The 26,249-nt window shown below is 64.4% G+C and carries 22 protein-coding genes; 14 read left to right on the forward strand and 8 right to left on the reverse strand.

Going from position 1 to position 26,249, the window contains the following annotated elements:
• Position 1: 1 nt before the first annotated feature.
• Together QJT82_RS19500 and QJT82_RS19505 are read left to right on the forward strand one after the other, a co-directional pair.
• Positions 2–889, forward strand: a complete 888-nt coding sequence (locus QJT82_RS19500) for a sugar kinase (protein ID WP_259266187.1) — start codon at positions 2–4, stop codon at positions 887–889.
• The gene (locus QJT82_RS19505; RefSeq protein ID WP_028341176.1) at positions 886–1,923 is read left to right on the forward strand and encodes a tagatose 1,6-diphosphate aldolase; all 1,038 of its coding nucleotides are present in this window, start codon (positions 886–888) and stop codon (positions 1,921–1,923) included. Before QJT82_RS19500 ends, QJT82_RS19505 begins: the two co-directional genes overlap by 4 nt.
• A 118-nt stretch (positions 1,924–2,041) precedes the next feature.
• On the opposite strand, the gene QJT82_RS19510 is transcribed toward QJT82_RS19505, so the two are convergent.
• The 4 genes from QJT82_RS19510 to QJT82_RS19525 form a co-directional block, all read right to left on the reverse strand.
• Positions 2,042–4,201, reverse strand: coding sequence for a N,N-dimethylformamidase beta subunit family domain-containing protein (locus QJT82_RS19510; protein ID WP_051447896.1), 2,160 nt, complete (start codon positions 4,199–4,201; stop codon positions 2,042–2,044).
• Positions 4,202–4,378: 177 nt separating this feature from the next.
• Positions 4,379–5,359, reverse strand: a complete 981-nt coding sequence (locus tag QJT82_RS19515; protein WP_259266137.1) for a phosphotransferase — start codon at positions 5,357–5,359, stop codon at positions 4,379–4,381.
• Positions 5,359–5,808, reverse strand: a complete 450-nt coding sequence (locus tag QJT82_RS19520; protein WP_259266188.1) for an HAD hydrolase-like protein — start codon at positions 5,806–5,808, stop codon at positions 5,359–5,361. The genes QJT82_RS19515 and QJT82_RS19520 overlap by 1 nt, the downstream gene beginning before the upstream one ends.
• Positions 5,691–6,161 carry a hypothetical protein gene (locus tag QJT82_RS19525; RefSeq protein ID WP_245288732.1) on the reverse strand — a complete coding sequence of 157 codons (471 nt, stop codon included), beginning with the start codon at positions 6,159–6,161 and terminating at the stop codon, positions 5,691–5,693. Before QJT82_RS19525 ends, QJT82_RS19520 begins: the two co-directional genes overlap by 118 nt.
• A gap of 341 nt (positions 6,162–6,502) precedes the next feature.
• On the opposite strand from QJT82_RS19525, the gene QJT82_RS19530 reads away from it, so the two are divergent.
• From QJT82_RS19530 to QJT82_RS19545, 4 genes are all read left to right on the forward strand, one after another.
• Positions 6,503–8,065, forward strand: coding sequence for an ABC transporter substrate-binding protein (locus tag QJT82_RS19530; RefSeq protein WP_028341174.1), 1,563 nt, complete (start codon positions 6,503–6,505; stop codon positions 8,063–8,065).
• A 101-nt stretch (positions 8,066–8,166) separates the two neighbouring features.
• A complete protein-coding gene (locus QJT82_RS19535; RefSeq protein ID WP_028341173.1) occupies positions 8,167–9,147 on the forward strand; it encodes an ABC transporter permease in 981 nt (326 codons plus the stop codon).
• A 2-nt stretch (positions 9,148–9,149) separates the two neighbouring features.
• A complete protein-coding gene (locus QJT82_RS19540) occupies positions 9,150–10,067 on the forward strand; it encodes an ABC transporter permease (protein WP_028341172.1) in 918 nt (305 codons plus the stop codon).
• 1 nt (position 10,068) lies between these two features.
• The gene (locus QJT82_RS19545; RefSeq protein ID WP_028341171.1) at positions 10,069–11,889 is read left to right on the forward strand and encodes an ABC transporter ATP-binding protein; all 1,821 of its coding nucleotides are present in this window, start codon (positions 10,069–10,071) and stop codon (positions 11,887–11,889) included.
• Positions 11,890–11,893: 4 nt separating this feature from the next.
• On the opposite strand, the gene QJT82_RS19550 is transcribed toward QJT82_RS19545, so the two are convergent.
• Positions 11,894–13,300, reverse strand: a complete 1,407-nt coding sequence (locus tag QJT82_RS19550) for an amidase (RefSeq protein WP_028341170.1) — start codon at positions 13,298–13,300, stop codon at positions 11,894–11,896.
• A gap of 201 nt (positions 13,301–13,501) precedes the next feature.
• Here QJT82_RS19550 and QJT82_RS19555 point away from each other — a divergent pair, with 201 nt between their 5' ends.
• Together QJT82_RS19555 and QJT82_RS19560 are read left to right on the forward strand one after the other, a co-directional pair.
• Positions 13,502–14,458 (forward strand): phosphotransferase, encoded by a 957-nt coding sequence (locus tag QJT82_RS19555; RefSeq protein WP_028341169.1) that lies wholly within the window; start codon positions 13,502–13,504, stop codon positions 14,456–14,458.
• The gene (locus tag QJT82_RS19560; RefSeq protein ID WP_028341168.1) at positions 14,455–15,411 is read left to right on the forward strand and encodes a choline/ethanolamine kinase family protein; all 957 of its coding nucleotides are present in this window, start codon (positions 14,455–14,457) and stop codon (positions 15,409–15,411) included. The genes QJT82_RS19555 and QJT82_RS19560 overlap by 4 nt, the downstream gene beginning before the upstream one ends.
• Positions 15,412–15,438: 27 nt before the next feature.
• On the opposite strand, the gene QJT82_RS19565 is transcribed toward QJT82_RS19560, so the two are convergent.
• From QJT82_RS19565 to QJT82_RS19575, 3 genes are all read right to left on the reverse strand, one after another.
• Positions 15,439–16,230 (reverse strand): inositol monophosphatase family protein, encoded by a 792-nt coding sequence (locus tag QJT82_RS19565; protein ID WP_051447894.1) that lies wholly within the window; start codon positions 16,228–16,230, stop codon positions 15,439–15,441.
• 67 nt (positions 16,231–16,297) lie between these two features.
• Complete coding sequence (locus QJT82_RS19570; protein ID WP_028341166.1) at positions 16,298–17,329, reverse strand: helix-turn-helix domain-containing protein; 1,032 nt, start codon at positions 17,327–17,329, stop codon at positions 16,298–16,300.
• A 13-nt stretch (positions 17,330–17,342) separates the two neighbouring features.
• Positions 17,343–18,164 carry a DeoR/GlpR family DNA-binding transcription regulator gene (locus QJT82_RS19575; protein ID WP_028341165.1) on the reverse strand — a complete coding sequence of 274 codons (822 nt, stop codon included), beginning with the start codon at positions 18,162–18,164 and terminating at the stop codon, positions 17,343–17,345.
• Between the two features lie 352 nt (positions 18,165–18,516).
• Here QJT82_RS19575 and QJT82_RS19580 point away from each other — a divergent pair, with 352 nt between their 5' ends.
• The 6 genes from QJT82_RS19580 (at position 18,517) to QJT82_RS19605 (ending at position 25,936) form a co-directional block, all read left to right on the forward strand.
• Entirely contained in the window at positions 18,517–19,860 is a 1,344-nt protein-coding gene (locus QJT82_RS19580; RefSeq protein ID WP_028341164.1) for an aspartate aminotransferase family protein, read from the forward strand.
• 110 nt (positions 19,861–19,970) lie between these two features.
• Positions 19,971–21,278, forward strand: coding sequence for a glutamine synthetase (locus tag QJT82_RS19585; protein ID WP_245288731.1), 1,308 nt, complete (start codon positions 19,971–19,973; stop codon positions 21,276–21,278).
• Between the two features lie 33 nt (positions 21,279–21,311).
• A complete protein-coding gene (locus tag QJT82_RS19590; protein ID WP_028341162.1) occupies positions 21,312–22,697 on the forward strand; it encodes an aldehyde dehydrogenase family protein in 1,386 nt (461 codons plus the stop codon).
• A gap of 9 nt (positions 22,698–22,706) precedes the next feature.
• Entirely contained in the window at positions 22,707–23,879 is a 1,173-nt protein-coding gene (locus QJT82_RS19595) for an iron-containing alcohol dehydrogenase (protein ID WP_028341161.1), read from the forward strand.
• Positions 23,880–23,882: 3 nt separating this feature from the next.
• Positions 23,883–24,713, forward strand: coding sequence for a type 1 glutamine amidotransferase (locus tag QJT82_RS19600; RefSeq protein WP_028341160.1), 831 nt, complete (start codon positions 23,883–23,885; stop codon positions 24,711–24,713).
• Complete coding sequence (locus tag QJT82_RS19605) at positions 24,710–25,936, forward strand: Zn-dependent hydrolase (RefSeq protein WP_035631712.1); 1,227 nt, start codon at positions 24,710–24,712, stop codon at positions 25,934–25,936. The genes QJT82_RS19600 and QJT82_RS19605 overlap by 4 nt, the downstream gene beginning before the upstream one ends.
• Positions 25,937–26,249: the final 313 nt, after the last annotated feature.

Raw genomic sequence — 26,249 nt, forward strand, 5'->3', positions numbered from 1 at the left:
GGTGATCTGCCTTGGGCTATCCGCGCTCGATCAGGTCTGGCGCGTCGATCGGCTCTTTGCGGGCAACAGCGAGAAGATAAAGGCCATCGACTACGGTACCCTTGGCGGCGGAATGGCCGCCAATGCCGCGATCGCGGTCGCACGGCTCGGTGCCTCCGTCGCATTCTGGGGACGGGCAGGGGACGATGCCGCCGGGCACGAGATGCGGTCGGCTTTTGCTGCCGAAGGTGTCGACGTCGAGAATTTCCGGCTGTTTCCCGATGGCCGCTCATCGGTCTCAGGGATCATTGTCGACAGTTCAGGCGAGCGGCAGATCGTGAACTTCCGTGGTTTGCTTCCGGAAGCGGCCGATTGGCTTCCGCTTGAAGCCGTCGCTCGCGCATCCTCGGTGCTGGCCGACCCGCGCTGGGTGGAGGGTGCCGCGACGCTGTTTCGCGAGGCGCGTGCGCGCGGCATTCCGACGGTGCTCGACGGCGACATGGCTGATGCCGAGGTATTCGAGCGACTGCTGCCCCTGACCGACCACGCGATCTTCTCGGAGCCCGCGCTCGCTTCTTTCGCCGGATCTGCCAAAGACGAATCTCTCGCAGCGCTGGCGCGCTTCGGCTGCAGTGTTGTTGCCGTCACACGCGGCGAGGACGGTGTGAACTGGTACGAGAATGGCCAGCTGCACCGGCACGCCGCCTATGCGGTCGATGTCGTCGATACCACCGGCGCCGGCGATGTCTTTCATGGCGCCTATGCGCTGGCGATCGGCGCCGGTCTCGAAGTGCGCAACGCCATGGCGTTTTCGGCAGCCACGGCCGCGATGAAATGTCGCCACGCCGGTGGCCGCAACGGAATCCCTACCATCAACGAGTGTGTTGCATTCATGAGGACGAAGCCATGAGAACGATTGGAAAGAACCGCGGGCTGGGCCGCCTTGCTGACGCGGAAGGCCACTTTCGCATGGTCGCGCTGGATCAGCGGCCGCCGCTGTTCGATGCCATTGCGAAGGCGAAGGGAATCACGCGGGATCAGGTCGAATATTCCGACGTCACCGCGGCCAAGCGGCTCCTCGTGGAGAACCTTGCGCCGCATTGCAGCTCGATGCTGTTCGACCCGAATTTTGCCGTGCCCGCCGCGATTGATCTGTTGCCGCCGCGCTGCGGCCTGATCATGACGCTGGAGGAGCATCGCGTCGAGGAGACCGCGGGAGGTCGCAAGTCGCGCGCGATCGCCAACTGGAGTGTGGAGAAAATTCGCGCCATGGGCGGCGACGCCGTCAAGGTGCTGGCCTGGTATCGGCCGGATGCGGACGCCGCGGTAAACGAGCATCAGAAGCGCTTCGTGCGCGAGATTGGCGAGGAGTGCGCCCGCCACGACGTTCCCTATGTTCTTGAATTGCTGGTCTATCCGTTCCTTGGTAGCGCCAATCACACCGCCGATTATGTGGAATCGCCTGGCAAGCTCCCGGGCCTCGTCATCGATAGCGTGCGCGAGTTTGCCAAGCCCGAATACGGCGTCGATCTCCTGAAGCTTGAGAGCCCTCTCGCGGCAAACAGCCTGCCGGCCCGTGACGGCAGCGCCGAAGCCAGGGCCGCGCAGAAGGAATTCGATGCGATCGGCGATATCTGCCGTGCGCGGAGTATTCCCTGGGTCTTGCTGTCGGGCGGCGCCGCGCCGGAAAAATTCGAGCGCGTCCTCGACTTCGCTTATGCCGCCGGCGCGGGCGGTTTCCTGGCCGGCCGCACCATCTGGCTCGATGCCGTCCTGAAGAATTTCCCGGACCTTACGGCGGTTTCGGCGAGCCTGCGCAAGGATGGCCTCGGCGTGCTTGAGCGGCTCAACAAGCTGACGACGGCCAAGGGCACGCCTTGGAAGGCGCGCTTTCCTGTATTCACCGATATCAAGCAGGAGGGTGACTTCGCGCGCGCCTATTGAAATGGTAACGGCTCAGATCGTCTTGCTGGGCAGGACTCGAACCTGCAACCAGACCATTCTGAGGGGCGAACGAAGGTCGTTGACCTTTCGTTTCAGGGGCGAAGCCGCGCTGACGGTCTCATGCTCCGAGCACCGGCTCCTTGCCGGTGAAGGCCCCGAGTATATTCGCCGTCAGGCGCGAAAGACCGTTGTCGCAGCCGTTCCAGGCCAGGGTGCCGGCATAGGCGATGGAGCCGACCGAAAACACCCAGCCGCCTCCATCGATCGGAAACAGGACCATGTCCGATCTCACCACGTCAGGCCGCTGTGCGCCTCCCTGATCCGGAAGCGAAAGTGTGAGATCCTCGATGACGAGCTGATACTCGTTGCCAAGCCCGGTCGACGTCCCGAGCACATAGGCATGCTCGGGACTTCCGAGCGCAACGTCGTACCTGTCGACCTCGTCTCCCACTGCTCCACCCAGCACATAGCCGTAATCGCCGACGATTTCCTCAGTGATGCCGTCAAACAATTTCGCGGCGGGCGAATTGTAGCTCGCCTCCAGACGCCGATATCCGCAGCCCCTCGACCATCCCTCCGATGCGAAGCCCACGCCTAGCATCTTGTTCGGGGCGCGGCCGCGCGTGCGCCAGATGCCGCCGGCTTCAGTCGTCGCAACATGGGTCCGTTCGCCATAGGGGGCATCCCAGCAGCGCGTGCCGCTGTTGTCGCGGCGCACCTCGATGACCCAGGGCTTTGCACCGAGCCGGCTCGTCACCCAGTAGAAGCCGTTGCCGCCAAGATACATGACCCGTCCGCCGTCATGCAGGTATCCGTCGAGGATATCGAGGCCGGTTCGTGTCCAGTATTCCGGGTGCGAGCCCGTGACGATCGCCGCGTACCGGTCGGCCAGGTTGCGGCCGCCACGTTCGAAATCCTCGTCGGTTGCGACGTGGTATTCGATGCCGAGGTGCTCCAGCCATTCGATGATGTACATGTCGACGGGAAAGTGACGGTACGAGCCCGTTAGCCAGTTCGGAAAACCAGGGCGGACGTTGAACAGCGGCCGTCTGCGGCTCGAATAGCGAACCGGCGTTCCGTCGGCATGGGTATCGTAGCAGGAGCGGCCCGGCTCCGGATGTGAGAACAGGTACTGTTCGTCCTCGGGCACCACCTTGTCATGAGGCATCACCGATGAGAAATCGAGCGAGGCCAGGTGGTCGTTCGCATAGGCCAGATAGGTGTTGGTCGGCACCAGGAACAGCACGGGTGCCGAAGTGCCTAGGACTGGCCTGACAAACAGCGGAAAATGATTGCGGCTTCCGCCGGCCTCGAGCCGAACTGCGTAGACTCCGCTTTGAAGGTCCTCCGGCAGGCGGAATTCGAGATTATACCTCCAGCCGGCATCCACCATGTCGTCGTCGTGGAATTGCAGCGCACAGTACTGCTCGGGAACTTCGACGAAGGAGTCGCTTCGCCCGTCCCAGTTGCGTCCGGTCACACCGCGCTCGACGCCGTTGACAAGGTGCCCCTGTTTGCCTCCAGCGTCCGGCTCAATCGTCTCTGACGCGAAGTCCCTGCCGAGTTTCCATGCTGCCCATGCCGGCTGCGTGGGAGTCTTCCCTGCGTGCCATGCGGCGATCATCTCGGCGGATGGCTTCGCGAGGTGCAGCGTTGGCGAGTCGATCTTGCCGTTATATGGCTCCAGCGGCGACCCGGACCGGCCGATGCCGGCCGCCGCGAGCAGGAGCGTCGCCGCATTTGCCGTCGCGCCGGTTGCCGCGCAGAGCGTGCGTTGTGCCCCAACCTTGGCATCAAGACGCCTGAGGTCGATGCAGACCTCGCCGTCGCCGATGGAAGTCAGGATCGAATACCAGTGTTTGGCGATGATCGCATCCGGCAAGACCGCGAGCGTTGCGCTGCCCATTCGAAGCGCAAGACCGCCTGAGATGATGACGAGCGCAACGTCGCCAATCGACCAGATGGCCTGCGGTGCGCTCCGCTCGGGGACGGTCGGCCATGCCCAGCAATGGACGCTGATCGCCGCATCGTTGATCGGTGAGGGAAGCGGAAATTCGGCGTGCGAGCCGACCATTGTGGATTGCACGCCGCCGGAAACGGTGCGGTCGAGCACCGACGAGAAATCGATCACCTTGCCCTCGATCGCTTCGTCGCGCCCGGGACCCGAGACCAGTCGCACGAGGCTTGCGCGGGCGGTGGCGTGCGGCGTGCTGATCGCGAGCCGGACGACATCGCCGGGCTCGCAGGACCACTCCTCGAAATAAGCCTGGATATCCATCTGACGCCGCCCACGCTCGCTGGTTAAGTCCGCTTCGGACGCGCGATGTCCGAACGCGCGCCCATCATTCGCGGATCAAAGCCGGCGGGGAAACATCTGTTGTGGCATTCTGGAGTCCGGGAGCAACAACACTGGAGAAGAGGGCAGGCGCGCCGCGGCTGGTCCCGAAATTCCGCGTCACAATCCGCGCAGGAACCGGTCGCCGAGCGCGACCGTTCCGTCGGTGTAGCCCGTACCGAGGCGTCGTGCGGTTTCGGTGTCCGAATGCGAAGCGAGCCAGGCCGTCAGCAGCATGCGCCTGAGCATCACGAACGCAGGCAGCATGGCCTCGTCGTCGCGCGAGACCGGTGCGACGGTCCGGTATCCCGCAAGCCACGACTGCTGGAGCAGGTCTATCACCGGCTCGTGCTCGATGAAGCTGACGGCCGCGGCGAAGTCATAGAAGAACCACGAGAAGCCGCAATCGTCGAAGTCGATGACGCCGAGCCGGTCGCCTTCGACGAGCAGGTTGGCGAGGCGGAGGTCGGCGTGAACGAGGCCAAACCGCTGCTCGTCCCGTCCGTAAGCCTCGACGCGCCGTTCAAGTTGGTCGGCGACCCTCTGCAACAGCCTGCGGCCATCGTCGCGCAGGCCAAGACCGGCGCGCCAGTCACCCCATAGTGGCCGGCGGCCCAGCATGGCATCGAAATCCCAGACTTTGCGCTGGAACGTTGATGGCATTGTCCATCGGCGGCTGTGTGCGTGAAGCCGCGCGCTGGTCGCGCCGAGCTTGCCGAACCAGGTGGCCAGATCGTCCGAGGCGTCCGGCTCCTTGCCGTTGAGGAATTCGAACGCAACGACGTGTCGCGTCGCGCCGCTCAGGGGAATGGGGCACAACAGGTGTCCCTCCCGATCGGCGACCGGGCGCGGCGTGAGCACCACGTTGTCTGCGATCAAGGCGCCGATCCAGGCGAGCTCGGACGCAATCTCGTCCGGCGAGTGATAGCCGGGCCGCTGCACGCGCAACACGAGTTTTTGCCGCGAGGCCGGATCCTGCACGAGAAAGGTGGTGTTCTCGGAATGGCTGAGAAAGGCGAGCGTCGATTGCGATGATAGTCCCCAGCGCGGCAGGCTCGCGGCGAGAGAGGCCTGCATGCTCTCGATGAGGCCAGGAGTCATCATCGCGGCCAACCGGCCGCCTCGGGGGACGCGAGGTCAAGAAGGCTCGCGATGATGCGATCGGGGACGACGCCCGCAACCGCATTGAAAGGGACGTCGCTGGCGAGCAGGATCGACCGCATGCCGGCGGCCTTTCCTGCCGCGATATCGGTGCCGAGCTGGTCGCCGACCATGACGGTCTCATGCCGGGCAGTGCCGAGATGCGCCAGCGCCTGTTCGATCAGGAACGGTTGCGGCTTGCCTAGCACGATCGGCTTGGTATTGGGCACGGCGGCGGCAACTGCGGCCGTGATCACGCCGACGCAGGGATCGTAGCCGTCATGAACCGGCGTCAGGACATCGGGATTGGTGGCGATGACGGTTGCGCCGGCGAGTGCGGCCCTGACCGCGGTGCGGCGTAGTCGAGCGCGGCATCGAATCCGAGCACGACGATCTTGGGCTCGACGCAGGTCAGGCGATAGCCACTGTCCTCGATCGCCTCGAGCAGTGGTCGTTCGCCGATCGCAAACACGGGCGTGGTGCGCGGCCAGCGCCGTTCGAGCAGGGACGTGACCGCCGAAATCGTCGTGAAGACCTGTGACGGCTCGGCCGGAATGCCGATGCGGCTCAGCTTGGCGGAAAATTGCGCGGCGGATTTCGTCGAATTGTTGGTGACGAACGCGTAGGGCAGGCCCCGCTCGCTCCATCCGCGAAATGCCTTGACGGAGTCTTCGATCGGAGTGTCGCCGCGATAGGCGACGCCGTCGAGATCCGAGATGATGCCGCGAATGGGATGGTCGGCCGGAGCAACACGCTGTTCCAATTCTGGGATTCCGTTCAGTTCCGCGAGCGTGATCATATGGTTGCCGGCATGGCGTTGCTGCTCTGTGCATCCATCATTTGTGTGCTGCACATTGGAAAGGCGTCCTTGCCTTGCCGTTGTGCGCCATGCTTCCGGGAGCGGAAAATCTCCGTGCGCGACTGCGGCGCCCCGGGAGTGTCAGCAACGGAATCGTGGAGCAGCAGGAATCGGGCGATTGCGGCCTTTGGTCTAGGCTTTGCAGGCGTGAAAGCCACGATTTGTGCAAGACGATCGAAACGGCTGAGTGCCTTGCGGCCTCGAGAGCAGTTTCAGCGTTGCCGAAATCATCGAGGGATTACCATATGATCAACCGCAGAGACTTGATGTTGGGGGGACTGGCCGGGGCCGCGGCGTTCGGCTTCGGGCGGGTCAATCCCGACTTTCTTGTGAATTCCGCCTTTGCCGCCGAAGGCAAGATACTGCGCTTTCTTGGCGCGGAGGCGCTGACCGGCAACTGGGACCCAACCACCCATACCAATCTCGGCCAGCTCATCGTCGAGGGCTTTGTGTTCGGCTATCTGACGCGGGCGCCGATGCGGCCGGAGAAGCCGGACGAGCTGATCTTCGAGCTGGCTGAATCGATGAAGCCCATCGACACCTATACGATGGAGGTGAAACTCAGGAAGGGCGTCAAATTTCATGACGGGACCCCGTTCACAGCGGCCGACGTCAAGGCGACCTATGAATATGGCTGCCAACCCGATCGTCCGGCGCAGTGGTACCCCGGTCTCGTCACCGTCGACGTCGTCGACGACTACACCTGCCACATCAACACCAAGGCGCAGGGCTATCCGGCGACGCTCTACTACTACCTGTCGTCCTTCCTGCCGATCATGTCGGCCAAGGACGTTGCCAACAAGGCGCAGCTCTCGGCGCGCATGAACGGCACGGGCCCCTACAAATATGTCGAGCAGAAAGGCGACACCACCGTTCTCGCCGCCAATCCCGACTTCTTCCTCGGCGCAGCGAAGATCCCGGGTGTCGAGTATCACTTCGTCGGTGACACCACGACGCGCACGCTGTCGCTGTTGAACGGCGAGGCCGACATCATCGAGCGGCTCGAGCAGGAGCAGGTCGAGACCATCTCGAAGGATGCCCGCTTCAGCATCCACAAGGCGGTTTCAGTCGAGAACAAATACCTGTTCTTCCGCTGCTCGAAGAAGCCGTTCGACGATCCGCGCATTCGCCTCGCCGCATGCTACTCGATCGACCGCAAGCAGGTGCTCGACGTGCTCGGCGTCTCCGGCATCTATTCCAAGGCGCACATCTCGCCGGTCAAGTTCGGCTATGCCGAGGTGGCCGACTATCCTGAATTCGATCCGGACAAGGCGCAGAAGCTGCTCGCGGAAGCCGGCTTCCCCAAAGGCCAGGGCCTACCCGAGCTCACCTATTACACGTCGGTCGGCTTCTATCCGAAGACGAAGGAATATGCCGAGTTGATTACCGGCATGCTCCAGGAGCAGGGGTTCAAGGTCAATCTGCAGACGCTCGAAGTCGCGGCCTGGGGCAATTTGCTTTACGACAAGCCCGGCGGCGGTGAGGGCAACATGATCGACTGCGGCTGGTGCACCGGTTCGCCCGAGCCGGATCTCGTCCTGCGCACCCACTTCCACTCCTCCTCCAAGCGCATCACCGGCATCGTCGACAAGGACATCGACGCAGTGCTGGACAAGGAGCGCAACGCCACGACAATCGAGGAGCGCAAGAAGATCCTGCAGACCGAGACGCTGCCGACCATCGCCAAGAAGGCCCCGGCGCTCGCGTTGTTCACCTCGGTCTTCATCCATGCCTACAGCAAGAAGCTGGATGGTCTGTACATCTATCCGAACGGCATGCAGGACATGACCAAGGCAACACTGGCATGATGATTGCTCGGCAGGCCGGGTACGCCCGACCGGCCGGTTCGCGGACGCAGGCCGGACTGGTCGGGTCTGGTCCTCATGAATTGCAAAGGTAGCTCTTCTCGATGTTGATCCTGGAATTCCTGGTCAAGCGGATCGCGCAGGGCATCCTGATCGTCTTCATCACCTCGTTGATCATCTTCACGCTGCTGCGCGTGGTGCCGGGCGATCCCGTGCGCCTGATCGTCGGCGGCATGGCGCCGGCCGACGTGGTCGAGAAGGTCGCGACCAAGATGGGGCTGCGCGATCCTATCATCGTGCAATATGGTCGGTATATGCGCGGGCTGGTACAGGGCGATCTCGGGCAATCCTATTTGCGGCCGCGCAGCGGCATGATCGCGACCGGCGGGCAGTATGTTGACCCGACCAAGTCGGATATGGCGCCGGTGATCGATCTCATCCTCGAACGCCTGCCGTTCACGCTGCAACTGGGCGGCATGGCGCTCGTGTTCGCGCTACTGCTGTCGTTTCCGATCGGCGTCGCGGGCGGGCTGCACCAGCATCGCTGGCAGAATGCGTTGGCGTTCGGAATGCAGTCGCTGTTCGTCTCGATTCCGAATTTCTGGCTCGCGATCGTTCTGATCCTGTTTTTGTCGGTGAAACTGAAGCTGCTGCCGGCGCTCGGTTACCAGGGATTTTCCTATGTCATCCTGCCGGCCTTCGTGCTCGCGGTGGAGATCGCCCCCTTCATCATCCGCACGCTGACGACCTCACTCGGCGAGGTCATGCAAGCGCCGTTCATCGATGAGGCGCGGGTGCGCGGCCTGTCTCGCCGCCGCATCGTCTATTCGCACGCCCTACGCAACGCGGCAGTGCCGCTGGTCAACCTGCTCGGGATCCAGCTTTCGACGCTGATCGGCGGCGTTCTCGTGATCGAATACATTTTCGATTATCCTGGCCTCGGCAATCTGACCGTGGTCTCCGTCGTCGGGCGCGACTTTCCAGTCATCCAGGGCATCGCCATCACGACCAGCGCCGTCTTTGTCTTCATCAATATCATCGTGGATTTGGTCGCTTATCTGATCGATCCCCGCGTGGAGATCTGATCATGACGGCCACCACGATCATCGCCGAGGAGCCCGCCTTACCGGCGGCCCCAACCCGTTCGGTCAACCGCCGCATCATGGCCGCCGCCTGGCGCATGCCGAGCTTCAAGATCGGCTTCATCATCTTCATGGTGCTGGTGCTGGCCTCGGCCATCTATCCCGAGGTGTCCTCGATCAGTGCGACCAAGATGGTGGTGAAGGACAAGTTCATGTCGCCGGTCTTTCTCGGCGACAAATGGACCTGGGATCATCCGCTGGGTACGGATCAGCTCGGCCGCGACATGCTGATGCGCAGCCTGATCGGCCTGCGCTATTCGCTGCTGGTCGGCGTCGTCACGGTCCTGCTCATCTTTGTCATCGGCTGTGGCCTTGGCCTGTTCGCCGGCTTCAAGGGCAAATGGTGGGACACCGTCATCATGCGGATCACCGATGCCCAATTGTCGATTCCGATGATCATCCTGGCGATCACCATTCTCGGCGTGTCGCGGCCGACGGTGCCGACCATCATCATCGTGCTGGCGCTGTCCGGCTGGCCGCTCTACGCGCGCGTGACGCGCAGCGCCGCGGTCACCGAGCGCGGCAAGGAATATGTCCGCGGCCTGCGCGTGCTCGGCGCCGGGGACTGGCGGATCCTGTTTCTGTTCGCCGCGCCGAACATCCTGCCGCCGATCGCATTCGTCGCCGTGCTCGACGTCGCACGCATGATGATCTTCGAAGCGATCCTCGGCTTCCTGGGGCTTGGCATCCAGCCGCCGACGCCGAGCTTCGGCAGCATCATCGCCGACTCCCGCAAATACCTGATCAATGCCTGGTGGATCGCGACCACGCCGGGCGTGTTCCTGGCTATCGCGCTTACCTCGATCAACCTGATGGGGTCGGCGCTCGAGAAGGCGCGCAACCGGATCTATGGAGGTCTCTGAGATGGATCTCTCGCTCATTCTGGAGGTCGACGACCTCACGGTCGGTTCTGCAACACCGGGCGCCGCGCCGATCCTCGATCACATCTCCTTCCGCCTCAACGCGTCGGAGATATTCGGCATCTATGGCGAAAGCGGCGCCGGCAAGACCGTGCTCAGCCGCGCATTGGCGAACTGGCTGCCGCAAAGTCTGGCGTATCGCTCCGGAGGGGTCACCTTCGCCGGCCACGACATTCTCGGCGCCGGGGCGCGCGAGGTGCGGATCGGCCGCGACATCGCCTATATCGGCTCCAAGCCGCAAAGCTCGCTCGATCCGACGGTACCGGTCGGGACCCAGATCGCGGAAAAGCTGCACAGCGTCAGGCCCGAATGGAATCCGCACGAATGTCGCGAGCGGGTCGTGCAGCTCCTCGGCGAGGTCCGGATTCCATCGCCGAAAGAGCGCTATTGGGACTACCCGGCAAAATTCTCCGGCGGCATGATGCAGCGCGCGATGATCGTGGATGCGATCTGCGCCGAGCCCGCCGTTCTGATCGCCGACAACATTACCCAGCCGCTCGATGTCACCATCGCGGCACAGATCGTGGCGCTGCTGCACGACCTGTGCCTGCGCCACAGGACGGCGACGATCTACCTTTCGTCGTCCTTGCCCACGCTCGGCCAGTTCGGGGACCGCACGGCCGTGCTCCATCAGGGCCGGTTCGTCGAGCAGCAGGCGTTCGCCGACCTGCTCGCCGCGCCGCAGACCGACTACACGCGCAAGGCCATTGCCAGCGTGCCGCGCATGTGGGCGACCACGGAGGGCCCGCCGGCCCGCCGCAAAGCGCAAGACGAATTGCCCCTGATGAAGGTGGAACACGTTGTTCGGACCTATCGCGCACGCAAGCGGGGTACGTTCAATACCTACAGCAACGTGCAGGCAGTACGCGGCGTGACGCTCGACATCATGCCGCGCGAGAATTTCGGCATCGTCGGGGAATCCGGCTGCGGCAAGTCGACCCTCACACGCCTGCTGGCCTGGCTGGAGGTTCCCGACAACGGCAGCATCGTCCTCAATGGCACGTCGCTCGGGACGTTGTCGCCGCGCGAGCTGATCCGTGCGCGCAACGAATTCCAGCTGCTGCTGCAGGATCCGTACAACGCGCTGCCGCCGCGCACCACCGTCGGCCGCATGATCGAGGAGAGCCTGCTGATCCGCGGCAATGTCGCCCGCGCGGAGCTGCGCAGCCGGGTCATCGCGGCGATGGCCGAAGTCGGTCTCGCCGCCGAGCTCTACGACCAGCTCCCGAACGCGCTCTCCACTGGCGAGCGCCAGCGCATCTCGATCGCGCGCGCCCTGATCCTCGATCCCAAGCTGCTGATCCTCGACGAAACCTTGTCCGCGCTGGATCAACGCGAGCAGTCAAGGCTGATCGACCTTTTCTCGAAGCTGCAGGAGAAGAACGACCTCACCTATGTCTTCATCTCCCATGATCTCGCAATGGTGCGCAGGGTCTGCACGCGCATTGCCGTGATGTATCTCGGTGAGATGGTCGAGATCGCCGACAACCGCGAGCTGTTCTTCGATCCCCAGCATCCCTACACCAAGGCATTGCTCTCGGCCGCCCCCACGCTGGAGGAGAAGCCGTTCAACCCCGCGGACTTCCTGCTGGAGGGCGAGCCGCCGAGCCCGATCGATATCCCGGCGGGATGCAGCTTTGCCTCGCGCTGCCCGAAGGCGTTCGGCCGCTGCCGGCTGGAGACGCCGAATCTGGTCGAACGCGCGCCGGGGCGCCTTGCCGCCTGCCACCTCCTCGACGGCGAGCCGGCGCAGGCTGCGGCCTGAGCGCTCAGGGGCGCGGCTTGAACGGCCAGTTCATCGCGAACGAGCGCATGTCTTCCAGCGCCTTGGTCACCTGCAGCACGCCGAGATCGTCGAAGCGGTGCCCGATCACCTGGACGCCGATTGGCAAATGGCGGGAATCGAATGCCATGCAGACGGTGGCGGCGGGCTGGCAGGTCTGGTTGAACATTGCGGTGAACAGCGTGTGCGCGAGCGGCATCTCGCGCGACACGCCGGGCTCCTCGGCCGGGAAATTCACCACCGGCAGCGTCGGGGCGATGACATAGTCCCAGCCCTCGAAGGCCGCGAGCATCGCTGCCTTCATCTTGGCGATCTGGCCCAGCGCCCGGTAGAGGTCGGCGCCCGAATGTTTCGCCCCACCAAGGCACCATGCGCGAACGTAGGGATTGATGTCGCGTGCGGTGTCGCCATGCGGCGGCAGCGATGCATATTCGAGATAGCCGCGCACCTGGAGGAACAGGTCGATCGGCGCATAGGCGTCGTCGGTGAGCGGAGAGGTGAACGGCTCGACGATCGCGCCGGCGCCCGCGAGCAGCTTGGCGGCCGCTTCGACCGCGCTGCGAACCGCCGCCTCCGCCTTCATGCCGAAGCCCATGTCGGTGAGGACGCCAATCTTCAGTCCCTTCACGTCGCGCTTCAGATGCTCGTGATAGCGCATGCCATCGGCGGGCAGGCTCCAGGTGTCGCGCTCGTCCTGCCGCGTCAGTACGGTCAGGAGCCGCGCGATATCGTCCACGCAGCGGCCCATCGGGCCCGCCATGCGCATGGTGTCGGCGGGCAGATGCGGCACGCGGCCATGGGTCGGCTTCAGTCCGGCCAGTCCGCAATGGGCGGCCGGAAGGCGGACCGAGCCCGCGATATCCGTGCCGACGGAAACATAGCCGGCGCCGGCGGCGACGGAGGCGCCCGCGCCGGCCGACGAGCCGCCCGTGTTCCAGGCGAGCCCCCAGGGGTTGCGGGTGACGCCGTGCAGCGAACTGATGCCCGACGCCATCAGGCCGCAATCCGGCATCGTGGTCTTGGCAAAGATCACCGCGCCGGCCTCGCGGAGCGCGATCGCCGGCGGTGAATCGTAGTTGGAGGGCGGCAGGGCACGGTTGGCGCCGATGCCGTGAAAATAGGGCCAGCCGATCATGGCGACGCTGTCCTTGACGGTCATGGGGACGCCGTCGAGCGGACCCAGCGCCGCTCCCGCCTTCCATCGCGCTTCCGAGCCTTGCGCGCTTGCCATGGCTTGCTCCGGACGGAAGCAGAACAGCGCATTGATCGCGGAATTGACCGCCTCGGCATGGTCGAGCACGGTTTGCAACACCTCCACCGGCGACAATGCGCGCGATGCGTAGGCCTCCGTCAGCCCCGCAAGGCTCATCCCGATCAGTTCCGCAGCAGACATCTTGGCCTCGACAAATGGTGTTTTGGATCAGTGTCCGGATAGCGAAAGTCGCCCCCGTCGGGGTAGTGCCGCTGCCGCAAGGGCATGATTTGGTGGAGTGCGAGGCATCCCTTTTGCATCTGTCTTGATCGAATTTGTCATCAAACCGGGAGGCCCGCGAGAAGCGGGCCGAACGACACCCGCGAGAGATCAGAAGTCGTCATGAGCCAATCTGGAACGCAAATCGCCACGGTCCGGAACTACATTGCCGGGCTCCCGGGATGGGGGACGGGCGATATCGTGATCGAGCCCGCCATTCCGGTCCTCGCCTCGCCAAGTTGGCGCGGGGTCGACGGCGCTCCCTGGCGCGCCACCAGGAATGGAAGCGGCGAGAGCATCTTCATCAAGAGCATGGATGTGGATGCCAAGCTCTACATCGACGTTGCCTGCGCGTTCGAAGCGGCCCGGCGCGCATCCGATCTCGGTATCGGTCCCAAGGTGCTTGCGGCGGATCCGGACGCGGGACTTCTGGTCATGGAGGATCTCAACCGTGGCTGGCGGGTCGGCACGCTGGAGCGGATGCTGGAGCCGAAGATCGTCGACGCGGTCATCGCGGCGCGGCGCCTGTTCCAAGCAGGGGCGCCTCTGCCGCGGCGCATGGGAGTCTTCGACGAGATCGAGCATTTCTACGAGGCGGCAAAGGCCGCGAAGGCGCAACTGCCCTCGGATGCGGAATGGCTGGTCAAGGAGCTGCGTTTTGCGGCCGATGCCTTGAGGAAACTCGACATCAAACCGGTGCCAATCCATGGCGATGGCAATGTCTCGAACATCCTGATCAGCGACACCGGCGAGGTTCGCCTGATCGATTGGGATCGCGCCACGACGGCCGACCCGCTGGAGGACCTCGGCAGCTTCCTCGTCGAAGCCTTCGCGCAGGAACCGGAGGCGCGCGAGGCCTTCAGCCGCAACGCCGGCGGATTCGACGAGCGCGCATTCAGCCGCGCCCGCATCTACGGCATGGCGGATGATCTGCGCTGGGGCCTGATCGGCGCCGTGCTCGCCGCGCGGTCGGCGCGCAACACCTTTGAGTTTTACAAGTTCGCCAGCTGGCGCTTCGTGCGTTGCCGCATGACGGTCCGGGAGCCGCGCTTTGGCGAGATGCTTCGGAGGATCGCATGACTGTCCGCAGGAAGCTCGGCGAGGGAGCGACAGTCCACGAGTGCAATGTCGAGGCGGCGATCGCCCGCGTGCCGCAATGGCACGGCAAGGGGGCGGCCTATACCCCGCTGGTCGGCGGCCTCATGAATCAGAACTGGCTGGTCGAGATATCCGGCGATGGACGGCGCTACTTCATCAAGGTGCCCGGCGAGGGCTCGGAGATGTTCATCGATCGCGTGACCGCCAACGAGGCTGCGCGCAACGCCCACGCCATGGGCGTTGCGCCCGAGGTGATCTTTTTCGACGCCGCGGACGGGCTCGAGATCAGCGAGTTCCTCGAAGGCTATCGCGCCTGCACCAATGCCGATTTCGGCGATGCCACCATCCAGGCCGACGTTCTCGACCTTTACCGCCGCCTGCATGCCGGCCCGAAGCTCGGGCAGACCAAGACCATCTTCGACATGATCGAGGAACATATCGAGCAGGGCAGGGAGCTCGGCGCGCATTTCCCGCAGGACATGCCCTGGCTGATGCATCGCTACAATCAGGCCAAGTCGGCGTTCCTGGCGTCGGGTCTCGATCTTGTGCCGTGCTTCAACGATCCGATGCCGGGCAATTTCCTGATCTCGGCGGAATCAGGCGCCCCAAAGCCGATGAAGCTGATCGACTACGAGTTCGCTTCCAACAACGAGCGTAGCTATGAGCTCGGCGTCCTGTTCGCCGAGATGTTCTTCGACGAGCATCTGACGGAGGCCCTGATCGAGCAATATCTGGGCGAGGTGCGGCCGCAGATGGTCGCGCGCGTGATCCTCAACCGGGCGCTCGCCGACATGAAATGGGCGTCATGGGCGGTCGTGAACCGGAAGCTCAAGGACTGGGATTTCGACTATCAGAAGTACGGCGTCTGGAAATACATGCGCGCCCGTGACGTGATGTACGATCCCCGCTGGGACGGCTGGTTGCGGCTCGTCTGAGCCGCGCCGCAGGATGGTTTCCGCAAACTATTGATCGAGGATCGCGAGTGCCTGCTCGAGCAGGCTGCCGTTCGCAGCCGCGATGACCCGGCCATCGGAGTCCGGCGACAGCGGTTGCCCCTGCCAGTCGCGGACGATGCCGCCGGCGCCCTCGACCACCGGAATCAGCGCCATGAAGTCGAACGACTTGAGGGAGGTTTCGACCACGAGATCGCAGTGGCCGGATGCGAGCAGGCCATATTGGTAGCAGTCGCCGCCAAATCGCCGGAACATGGCTTTCTGGCTCAGCGCGTCGTAGCGAGCCCAGTCGCCCGGCGTGAAGAAGTCCGGCGATGACGTGTAGATCTGTGCGTCTTCCAGTCGCGTCGTGCGGCTCACTTTTGCCTGCTTGCCGTTGAAGGTGGTGCCTTGCCGGGTGCCGTACCACCGCTCCGCCAGTGCGGGCATATCGATCATGCCGGCGGCGACCGAGCCGTCTTTCTCGTCGGCGAGCGCGACGAGCGTGCCGAACAGTGGCATGCCGGAGATGAAGCTCTTCGTTCCGTCGATCGGATCGAGATACCAGGTGTAGCGGTCCCCGGCAGTCGATCCCGTCTCCTCGCCGAGGATGCCGTGATCGGGGAAGCGCGCGCCGATCAGTCGCCGCAGCTCCATCTCGATCGCACGATCGGCGACGGTGACCGGCGTCAGATCCTGCTTGCGTTCGAAGTCGACGCTGGAGCGGAAGTGCGTCACGGCGATCCTACCGGCGACGTCGGCAAGTTCGTTGAAGAACGAGGCGAGCTCGCTTGCGGATAATCTGTCTTGAATGTCGTCCAATGATCGCTCCGGGCGGGAGGCGCGCCGGCGTCGCGGGACGCTCGACGCCTTGCCTTAGGATGGGGCGCTACGCCGTCTCGTGGACCGGCTGCTTGTCGATCTCCCAATAGGGGGAGCCGTATCCGTTGCGCGGCGCCACCCGGGCAGCAGGGCTCTTCGGCTGCGGCGAGCGCGCGCTTGCGGCCGGCTGCGGCGGCGCCACCGGCGTCTGGCGAACGTCGCGCGGCGCCACCTTGAAGTGCCGGCTGAAGCAGCGCGAGAAATGCGATACGTTCTTGAAGCCGACCTCGTAGGCGACCTCCGAGACGGTCCGCCGGCCCTTCGGGTCGGCGACCAGGATCTCATACGCCCGCTGCAGCCGCTTGGTCTGAACGAACTGGCTGACCGTGGTCTCGTTGTCGTTGAACAGGCTGTAGAGATAGCTGAGCGAGATGCGGCTCGAAGCCGCGATCTTCTTCGGCGACAGCGACTGGTCGCCGAGATGGCTCTCGATGAAGTCTACGATCCGGCGGCGCAAATGATAACGCGCGTTGCGTACATCGGTTGCCGCGCCGCGATCCTCTGATCCGATCGTCAGCGCGACGAAGCTGATCATTTCGGTCGCTAGCGCCTGGGGGTTCGGCGGCGGCGAGGCGACGAACAGCTCGGCCACGCTGCGGATCATGCCCGCGAGCAGGTGCGTCATCTGTTCGTTCGGCTTGAAGCGCCGGCTGATGTGATCTTCAACCGAGACCAGCCGGCCGCGCAGCTCGGCGGCCGGAATGCGCAGCATCAGGAAGCGCGCGGTCTTGTCGGACGACAATTCGTAAAAGGCGAGCTCGCTGAGCAGGACATATTCGCCGGGACGGGCGATCCCGATGCGGCTATCCTGGCTGAATGCGACGCATCCGGTCAGGGGAAACACCAGCACATAGGCGGCATCGTGGATGCAGGCGACGCGCTCCCAGTTGCGGGCAAAGGCGTGATCCGGCCCGATCAGCTCGAGATCGAGGCGTCCGATCCGAGTCCGCCAATCCTGCGTGGGACCGGGGTCCTTGTCGTTACCAGCATGAAGGCCGGTGTGGTCCTCGCAGGAAGCAACAGATGTCAGGCGTGCCATGGCTGGGCCTTTCTCAGGGTTGCGCAACAATGATCTCCGTTCCGGCCGCACGGAGAGCGGTTGCCAGAGCTCCCTCTGGTTGCCGATCGGTAACCAGACGATCGATATCGGTCCAATGTGCGAACACGGTGAGCGCACGCTGGTCGAACTTGCTGTGATCGGCCACCAGGATGGCCTCCGCGGCGCGCTTGGCCATGGCGCCATAGATGGCGCCGGCCTCGTCGTCGGCATCGTTCGCACCGCGCGCGCTGATGCCGGTCGCGCTCACGATGGCGCGGTTGGCCTCATAGCTGTTGATGTTCGCGATCGTCTGCGTGCCGAACACATAGCCTTCGGTGGGGTGATAGCGGCCGGGACAGCAGAGCACGCGGATCGACGGATTGACGGCCAGCGCGGCCGCGATGGCGTAATCATGGGTGATCACGGTGATATCGTGCGCGCGTGAGGCCAGCCGTCTTGCGATGTGAAACGTGGTCGCGCCGGCGCCGAGCATCAGTACCTCGTTCGGCAGGATGAGGTCGACGATCATCGCGGCCATTGCCTCGCGCTCGGCGATCATGATCGCCTTGCGATCGGTCAGCGCCGGCTCGAGTGCGAAGGGACGGGACGCCCCGCCATATGTGCGGTTGATAAGCTTCTGCTGTTGAAGCTCCATCAGATCGCGCCGGATGGTCTCGCCGGAGACGCCGAGCACGGCGGCGAGCTCGGAAGCCCGCAGCGTCGGCGCGGCGGTGAGTTGCGAGATGATGTGCTTGTGGCGCGCGAGCTTCGAGAGGCGGTCGCCGTCGGCCTTTCGTGGCCGCTTGTCGGCCGCAGCAGGGGCGTCATTAGTCATTCCGCTGTCTCTCCGGCTGCAAACCTCTCCAGCGTCCGCCTCATGATCGTTCCTCAAGCGATGTTGTGAGTCCACACCAATTATGTGGCATATTCCCCATTTTTTGGGCGCCGCGCTGCCTATGCTCTTCGCAAAGGGATCGCAGTGATCGCATAAGATACTGAAACATATGGAATATGTTTTTGGAATGCGGAGCGCATGCCTGACGTTCTGATGTCTTGTGCCTGCAATCCGCTTTTCAATTGTGGGAATTTGCACATGGATCCAAGGTCGTAGCGGAACGGCTGGGGCATGATCGCTGCAGGGGACGGCTTTGGTCCGCGCAGGCCGCGGGCCAAAGGGAAGGCGGGCGATGCAGCAGGAAAAAGAGATTCTGGCGTTGAACGCCTTCGATCAGGGCCGGGTGTCGTCAATCGACCCGGCGCTCGGCGAGGCGGTGCAACGGCGCCTGCGTTCCTTCGGAAAGGCCTCGGTCCTGTTCTATCAGGAGCCGATCCGGATGGCGCGCGCTGAAGGCGTCTACATGTTCGACGTCGATGGCCGGCGCTATCTCGACCTCTACAACAACGTCCCGTCGGTCGGGCATTCGCATCCGCGCGTCGTCGAAGCGATCAGCCGTCAGGCCGGCCTGCTCAGCACGCACACACGCTATCTCAACGACGTCGTCGATGGCTATGCCGAGCGTCTCCTTGCGACGTTTCCGCGCGGGATCAATCATCTGGTTCTGACTTGCACCGGCAGCGAGGCGAATGACCTGGCGCTGCGGGTTGCGAAAGTGGCGACCGGGCGGACGGGCTTCATCGTCACGGAGACCGCCTACCACGGCAACAGCACAGCCGTGACCGATGTCTCGCCGTCCTCGCGTCCCGGTCAGCCGCTGCCGCCCCACGTGCGCGCCGTTCCCGCACCCGAGATGTATCGCAATCCGGTCGGCGATCCTGGCCAGCGCTTCGCTGAGAGCGTTGCCGCAGCGATCACCGATCTTGAGCGCGGCGGCTTCGGCTTTGCCGCGCTGCTGGTCGACACGATCTTTTCGAGCGACGGTATCTATGCCGACCCTGCCGGCTTCCTGGCACCCACCGTGAAGCTCGTCCACGACCGTCAGGGACTGTTCATCGCCGACGAGGTGCAGCCCGGCTTCGGACGAACCGGGGCGGCGATGTGGGGCTTCGCGCGCCATGGCGTCGTCCCCGACATCGTCACGATGGGCAAGCCCATGGGCAACGGCTTTCCGATGGGCGGCGTCGCCATGCGCGCCGCGCTGCTCGATGGCTTCGCCGCGGAGGTGAAGTACTTCAACACCTTCGGCGGCAACCCGGTGGCCGCGGCCGCAGGCCTTGCCGTGCTCGACGTCATCGAGGACGAGGGCCTGATGCAGAATGCGCTCGAGGCCGGCCGTCAACTGATGGATGGATTGCGTGAGATCGGCAATCGCCACATGACCATCGGAGACGTTCGTGGCGCCGGCCTGTTCATCGGGCTCGAGCTGGTGCGCGACCGCGACAGCAAGGAGCCCGCGGCGGAGCATGCGAGCCTGCTGATCAACCGCCTGCGCCAGCGCGGCATCCTGATCGGTGCTGCGGGTCCCTTCGGCAATACGCTCAAGATTCGTCCGCCGCTGTGCTTCGGCAAGGACCACGCCGACATATTCATCACCGCTTGCGACGAGGAGTTGCGCGAGATCGCGGCGTCCTGACGCGATCGCCGATAGCCCGCGATGTCACCAAAGCCGAAGATTTGATCACCATGGATGCAAGAAGCATAAAAACCGCCGCCGAGGCGAAGGCTCTTGTCGAGGAGCGGGGCTTGTCCCACGTCAAGCTCGGCATCGTCGATCTCGACGGTGTCATTCGCGGAAAATATCTCGCGCGCGACAAGTTCGTCGGTGCGCTTGAGGCGGGCTTCAGCTTCTGCGACATCGTGTTCGGCTGGGACTCCAACGACCAGATGTACGACAATGGTGCGTTCACCGGCTGGCATACGGCCTTTCCCGACGCGACCGCGCGCATCGATCCTTCGACCTGCCGCGATGTGCCGACGGAAGAGAACATGCTGTTCTTCCTCGGCGAGTTCGAGGGCGCCGCGGCCGGGCTGTGTCCGCGCCGGCTGCTGCGCCGCGTCATCGATCGCGCCGAAGCCATGGGGTTCTCGCCGTCCGTGGCCGCGGAGTTCGAGTTCTTCGTGTTCGACGAGACACCGCACAGCGTGCGCGAGAAGGGCTTTCGCGGCCTGAAGAATCTCACGCCGGGCTGGTTCGGCTATTCCATGCTGCGCGCCTCCGTCGAGTCGGAATTTCATCGCTCGCTGCTCAAGCTCTGCAACGAGATGGACATGCCGGTCGAAGGCCTGCACACCGAGACCGGACCCGGCGTGCTGGAGGCCGCTATCCAATACACCGATGCGCTCGCCGCTGCCGACCGCGCCGTGCTGTTCAAGACCTTCTCCAAGGTCTGGGCCGAGCGTCAGGGCAAGATGCTCACCTTCATGGCCAAGTGGTCGAACGCCTATCCCGGGCAATCCGGGCACCTGCATCTGTCGCTGCGCGACCGGGACGGCAAGCCGGTCTTTCACCAGGGCGGCAGACCCGGCGACATGTCCGACATCATGCGCTGGTTCGTCGGCGGCCAGCAGGCGCTGCTGCCGGAGCTGCTTGCGATGGTTGCCTCGACCGTGAACAGCTACTCGCGCCTGATCCCCGGCTTCTGGGCGCCGACCGACGCGACCTGGGGGATCGAGAACCGGACCTGTGCGTTGCGCGTCATTCCCAGCAAGCCGTCGAGCCAGCGCGTCGAGTACCGCGTCGCCGCCGCCGACATCAATCCGTATCTCGCGATCGCGGCTGCGCTTGGATCGGGCCTCTGGGGAATCGAGCACCGGATCGAACCGGACGAGCCGATCACCGGCAATGCCTATGACCGCAAGCATCCGCCCGAGCGCGCGTTTCCGCGTACACTGTCGGAAGCGGCTTATCGGCTGGTCGCTTCGCAGGCGGCGCGCAACCTGTTCGGCGACGTCTTCGTCGATCACTACGCGATGACGCGGCAGTGGGAGGAGCGCGAGTTTCGCAAGGCCATCACCGACTGGGAGCTCGCGCGCTACTTCGAGATCATCTGAGACCGATCCTGCTTCGAAGACGAGTGACATCACGTGAACGATATCGTCTGCATTTCTCCGGTCGACGGCAACGAGGTTGCGCGGCGGCCCGTCGCAACCGGTGCTGAGGTCGCAGCGGCTCTCGCGCAAGCGCGGAAAGCGCAGCAGGAATGGTCAAGGGTGCCGCTCGCCGAGCGCAAGGCCATGATGCTCGCCTTCCTGCACGAGATGCGGGCGCAGAACGACGAGGTCGTTCCGGAGCTCGCGATGCAGATGGGCCGGCCGGTGCGCCATGGCGGCGAACTGCGCAGCCTAGAGGAGCGCGTCCGCGTGCTGGTCGAGCTCAGCGATGAAGCGCTGGCGCCGATCGTGCCGACCGGGCAGCCCGGCTTCCGCCGCATGATCAAGCGCGTTCCTGCCGGCATCGTGCTGGTGATCGCGCCCTGGAACTATCCCTATCTCACCGCGGCCAACACCATCGTGCCGGCGCTGCTGGCCGGCAACGCCGTGATCCTGAAGCATGCCGCGCAGACCCTGCTGGTCGGCGAGCGCTTCCAGGCGGCACTGGACCGGGTTGGCCTGCCCAGGGGCTTGTTCAGGACGCTCACGCTCGACCATGGCATGACCAGGGAGTTGATCTCATCGCGCTCGGTCGACCACGTGAACTTCACCGGCTCGGTCGCCGGCGGCCGGGCGGTCGAACGGGCAGCAGCCGGGACATTCATCAGCCTTGGGCTGGAGCTCGGCGGAAAGGATCCGGCCTATGTGCGGCCGGACGCCGATTTCGATTTCGCGGTCGAGCAGCTCGTGGACGGCGCCTTCTACAATTCTGGCCAGTGCTGCTGTGGCATCGAGCGGATTTACGTGCATGAGCGCATCTATGACTCCTTTGTCGACGCCTTTGCCGGCCTGACCGCGCGCTACCGGCTCGGCAATCCGCTGTCGCAGGACACAACGCTCGGCCCGATGGCGGCGACACGCTTTGCCGATACCGTCCGCGCCCATATCGGCGAGGCCGTGGCAAAAGGCGCGCGGCCCCTGATCGATCCGGCCCGGTTTCCGGCGGACAAGGTCGGTACCGCCTATCTGATGCCTCAGGTCCTGGTCGGCGTCGATCACTCCATGCAGGTGATGATGGAGGAGAGTTTCGGGCCCGTGGTCGGCCTCATGAAGGTCTCCTCCGATCAGGAGGCGATTGGCCTGATGAACGACAGCCCGTATGGCCTGACTGCATCGGTCTGGACCGAGGACGCCGCCGCAGCGGAACGCATCGGTGACGGTATCGCAACGGGTACCATATTCATGAACCGCTGCGATTATGTCGATCCCGCTTTGGCATGGACCGGCGTCAAGGACACCGGACGTGGTGCCGCCATGTCGCGCCTCGGCTTCGAGGCGCTGACGAGACCCAAATCATTCCACCTTCGCATCGAGCACTGAGAGCAGCACATGGACGTTCAGATCACCGGCGCCTGGAATTTTCCGACGCGCGTCGTCACCGGCGCGGGCCGCATTGCCGAGCTTCCCGAGGCGTGCAGGACCAACGGCCTCACCAGGCCGCTCCTGGTTACCGATCACGGGCTCGCCAAGACCGATCTCATCGCCGGCATCGTCGACCGCGTGCGCGAGTCCGGCATTCCGCTCGCCGTGTTTTCCGACGTGAAGGCCAATCCGACCGAAACCAACCTGACGGCCGGCGTCGAAGCCTTCAAGGCCGGCGGTCATGACGGCGTGATTGCGGTGGGTGGAGGTTCGGCGCTGGACGTCGGAAAATGTGTGGCCTTCATGGTGGCGCAGTCGCGGCCGGTCTGGGATTTCGAGGACGTCGGCGATTGGTGGACGCGCGCCAACACTGAGGGCATCGCGCCGATCATTGCGGTGCCGACGACGGCAGGCACGGGGTCCGAGGTCGGCCGCGCCGGCGTGATCACCCGTGAGGATACCCATGAGAAGAAGATCATTTTCCATCCCATGATGATGCCCAGGATCGCAATTGAGGATCCCGAGCTCGCGGTCGGTCTCTCGCCGTTTCTCACCATGGCAACCGGCATGGATGCGCTGTCGCACTGCTTCGAGGCCTACTGCGTCAAGGCATTTCACCCGCTTGCCGACGGCATCGCGCTGGAGGGGATGAAGATCGTCGACAGCTATCTGCCGCGTGCGGTCGAGAACGGTCGCGACCTCGAAGCGCGCGCCTACATGTTCGCTGCGGCCTCGATGGGAGCCACTGCGTTCCAGAAGGGGTTGGGCGCGATCCACTCGATATCCCATCCGGTCGGCGCCCGATACGATACTCATCACGGGCTGACCAATGGTGTGGTCTTCCCTTATGTCCTGGTCTGCAACAAGGCTGCGATCGCCGACAAGATTCCGCATATTGCCCGCGCGCTCAACCTGCCGGGCCAAGACTTCCATGCCGTGCTGTCCTGGCTGCTGGCCTTCCGCAAGAAGCTCGGCGTGCCGCATACGCTCGCCGAGCTCGGGGTGAAGGAGACCGATGCCGGAACGATCGCGGCGGATGCCGTCAAGGATCCGACGGCGGGTGCCAATCCGCGGCCGTTGACCGAGCCCGAGTTCAAGCAGCTGACGCTGGCCGCCATTCGAGGCGATCTTGGAAGCTGAGCCGTGCTGAGGCTGCTCGTTCTCGAGGGCAATACTCTGGCCGGCCGGCGACGGATCGCCGAGACGGTGGGCGCAATGCCTGCGGAGAGCTATGCGGCGGTCCTGCGGTCGCTTGCACCTCGCGTCGTCGTCGACATCGCGACGCCGGCGGATGCGAGCTTCGCGCTGCCGCAACCGCTCGAAGCTTACCACGGCATCGCGATCACGGGATCGACCCTCAATATCTACCAGCGGGAGGTCGAAGCGCTGCGGCAGATCGACCTCGTGCGCGAGATCTTCGTTCGCGGCGTGCCAATGTTCGGCTCGTGCTGGGGCTTGCAGCTCGCGACGGTCGCGGCGGGCGGCGAGGTCGGTCTCAACCCGGCGGGACGCGAGGTCGGATTCGCGCGAAGGATTATGCTGACGGCTGAAGGCCGCGCTCATCCCATGCATGCTGGTCGTGCGGCGGTTTTCGATGCGCCGGCCATCCACAGCGATATCGTCACCCGCCTTCCGCAGTCCGCAACCGTCACCGCCTGGAATACCATGTGCGAGGTTCAGGCGGCGGAGATCCGTTTCGGTCGCGGGCTATTCTGGGGCGTGCAGTATCATCCCGAATATCGCCTGCACGACGTCGTCGCCGTCATCCGGCGCTACGGACAGCTCCTGGTTGACGAGGGTTTCTTTGCCGATCTGGACGCGCTCGCGCGCTATACCGCCGACCTCTCGGCGCTCGACGTGGACGAACGGCGTGGCGATCTCGCCTGGAAATTGGCACTTCACCGCGACATTCTGAGCCATGATTGCCGGCAGACCGAGCTGAGGAACTGGATCGCATCGCTGGAGCAGACATGACCGCATTGCATGACCTCATCGCGCGCTTTGCCAGGATCGGTGCGACCGACGACGGTGGCGTGTGTCGGCTGGCTGGAACGGCGCGCGACAAGGAGGCGAGGGACCTCTTCTTGCACGAGATCGCCGATCGCGGCCTTGTTCCGAGGATCGATGCGATCGGCAATCTGTTTGGCGTGGCGATGCTGGCGCCGGCGTCCACGGACGTCGTCATGACCGGCTCGCACCTCGATTCCCAGCCGACGGGAGGACGATATGACGGGGTCTTCGGCGTGCTCGCCGGGATCCTTGCGGTCGAGGCCGTCAGGGAGCGTTGCCGTGCCAATCCCGGCGCCGCGCGACGCAACCTCGCCGTCGTGAACTGGACCAACGAGGAGGGTGCCCGCTTCCAGCCCAGCCTGACCGGCAGCTCGGTTTTCGCCGGCGCCCTGAGCCTGAAGGATGCATATAGGTGCAGCGACGCAGAGGGCGTCACCCTGGGCGAGGCGCTGTCCGCGATCGGCTATTGCGGGACGACGCCGCTCGAACACAATCCGGTGCGCTATGTCGAGCTGCATGTGGAGCAGGGCGATCGCCTGGAGCGGGCGGCCGCCGACATTGCCGCAGTGTCCGGCGCGTGGATGACGCGCAAGATATCGGTGATGTTCGAAGGCGACTACTCGCACACCGGACCGATGCCGATGGCGCTCCGCCGCGACGCCCTGCGCGCAGCGGCCCGGGCGATCGAGGCGCTGTACCAGGAGATCGCGAGCGAGACAGCGGGCGCCCATGCCTCCGCGGCGCGCATCAGCGTTTATCCCAACTCGCCGAATGTCGTGGCGGGCCGTGTTCGGGTCTGGTTCGAGGTCCGGCATGAGGACGAAGCCGTGGTCTCAGCGATCAGCGACCGCTTTCTGAGGCGAATTGAGCGTGAGTCGGGCGAGATTGGCGTTGGTCTCTCGATCGTAGCCGACGAGAGGCGAGCGGGGACCGTGCTCGATCCCGGCGGCGTGGCACTGGTCCTTTCTGCCGCCGCGGATCTCGGTTTCAAGGCCATGACGCTCAAGACCATTACCGGCCACGACGCGCTGGCGATCCAGAAATCTGTTCCGTCCTCGTTGATCTTCGTCCCGAGCCAGGGCGGGCTCAGCCACAATCCGCGCGAGTTCACGGCGCCCGCGGCCCTCGACAAGGGCTACGCCGTGCTGACCGAGGTGCTGTGGAGAATGGTCACCGCGAAGGCGTGAGGCGTTTCGGGTGCGATGATCCCATGGGCGATGAAGGGACACCACCCGACAAAGTTGATTTGCTGGCGGGCCCGGCGGGACTCGAATCTGCAACCAGATGAGCGACGAGCGTCTCTGACACGAACTCCTGACACACCCTCCGGCGTCGTGAACGATTTCGGTGCGCGAACTTGCGCACGAACGAAAAGAGCACGCATCTGGTGCGGTTTCTGGTGCGGTGGCCGCGCTGCGGGCAACCGGCAACTGTTATGTTGGTTTGGTCTGCAGGTAGGGCTTTCGGTCTCGCATCATGGCATTGAGGACCGTCAGCAGC

The organism is Bradyrhizobium sp. Mp19, from assembly GCF_029952935.1.
GTDB lineage: Bacteria > Pseudomonadota > Alphaproteobacteria > Rhizobiales > Xanthobacteraceae > Bradyrhizobium > Bradyrhizobium elkanii.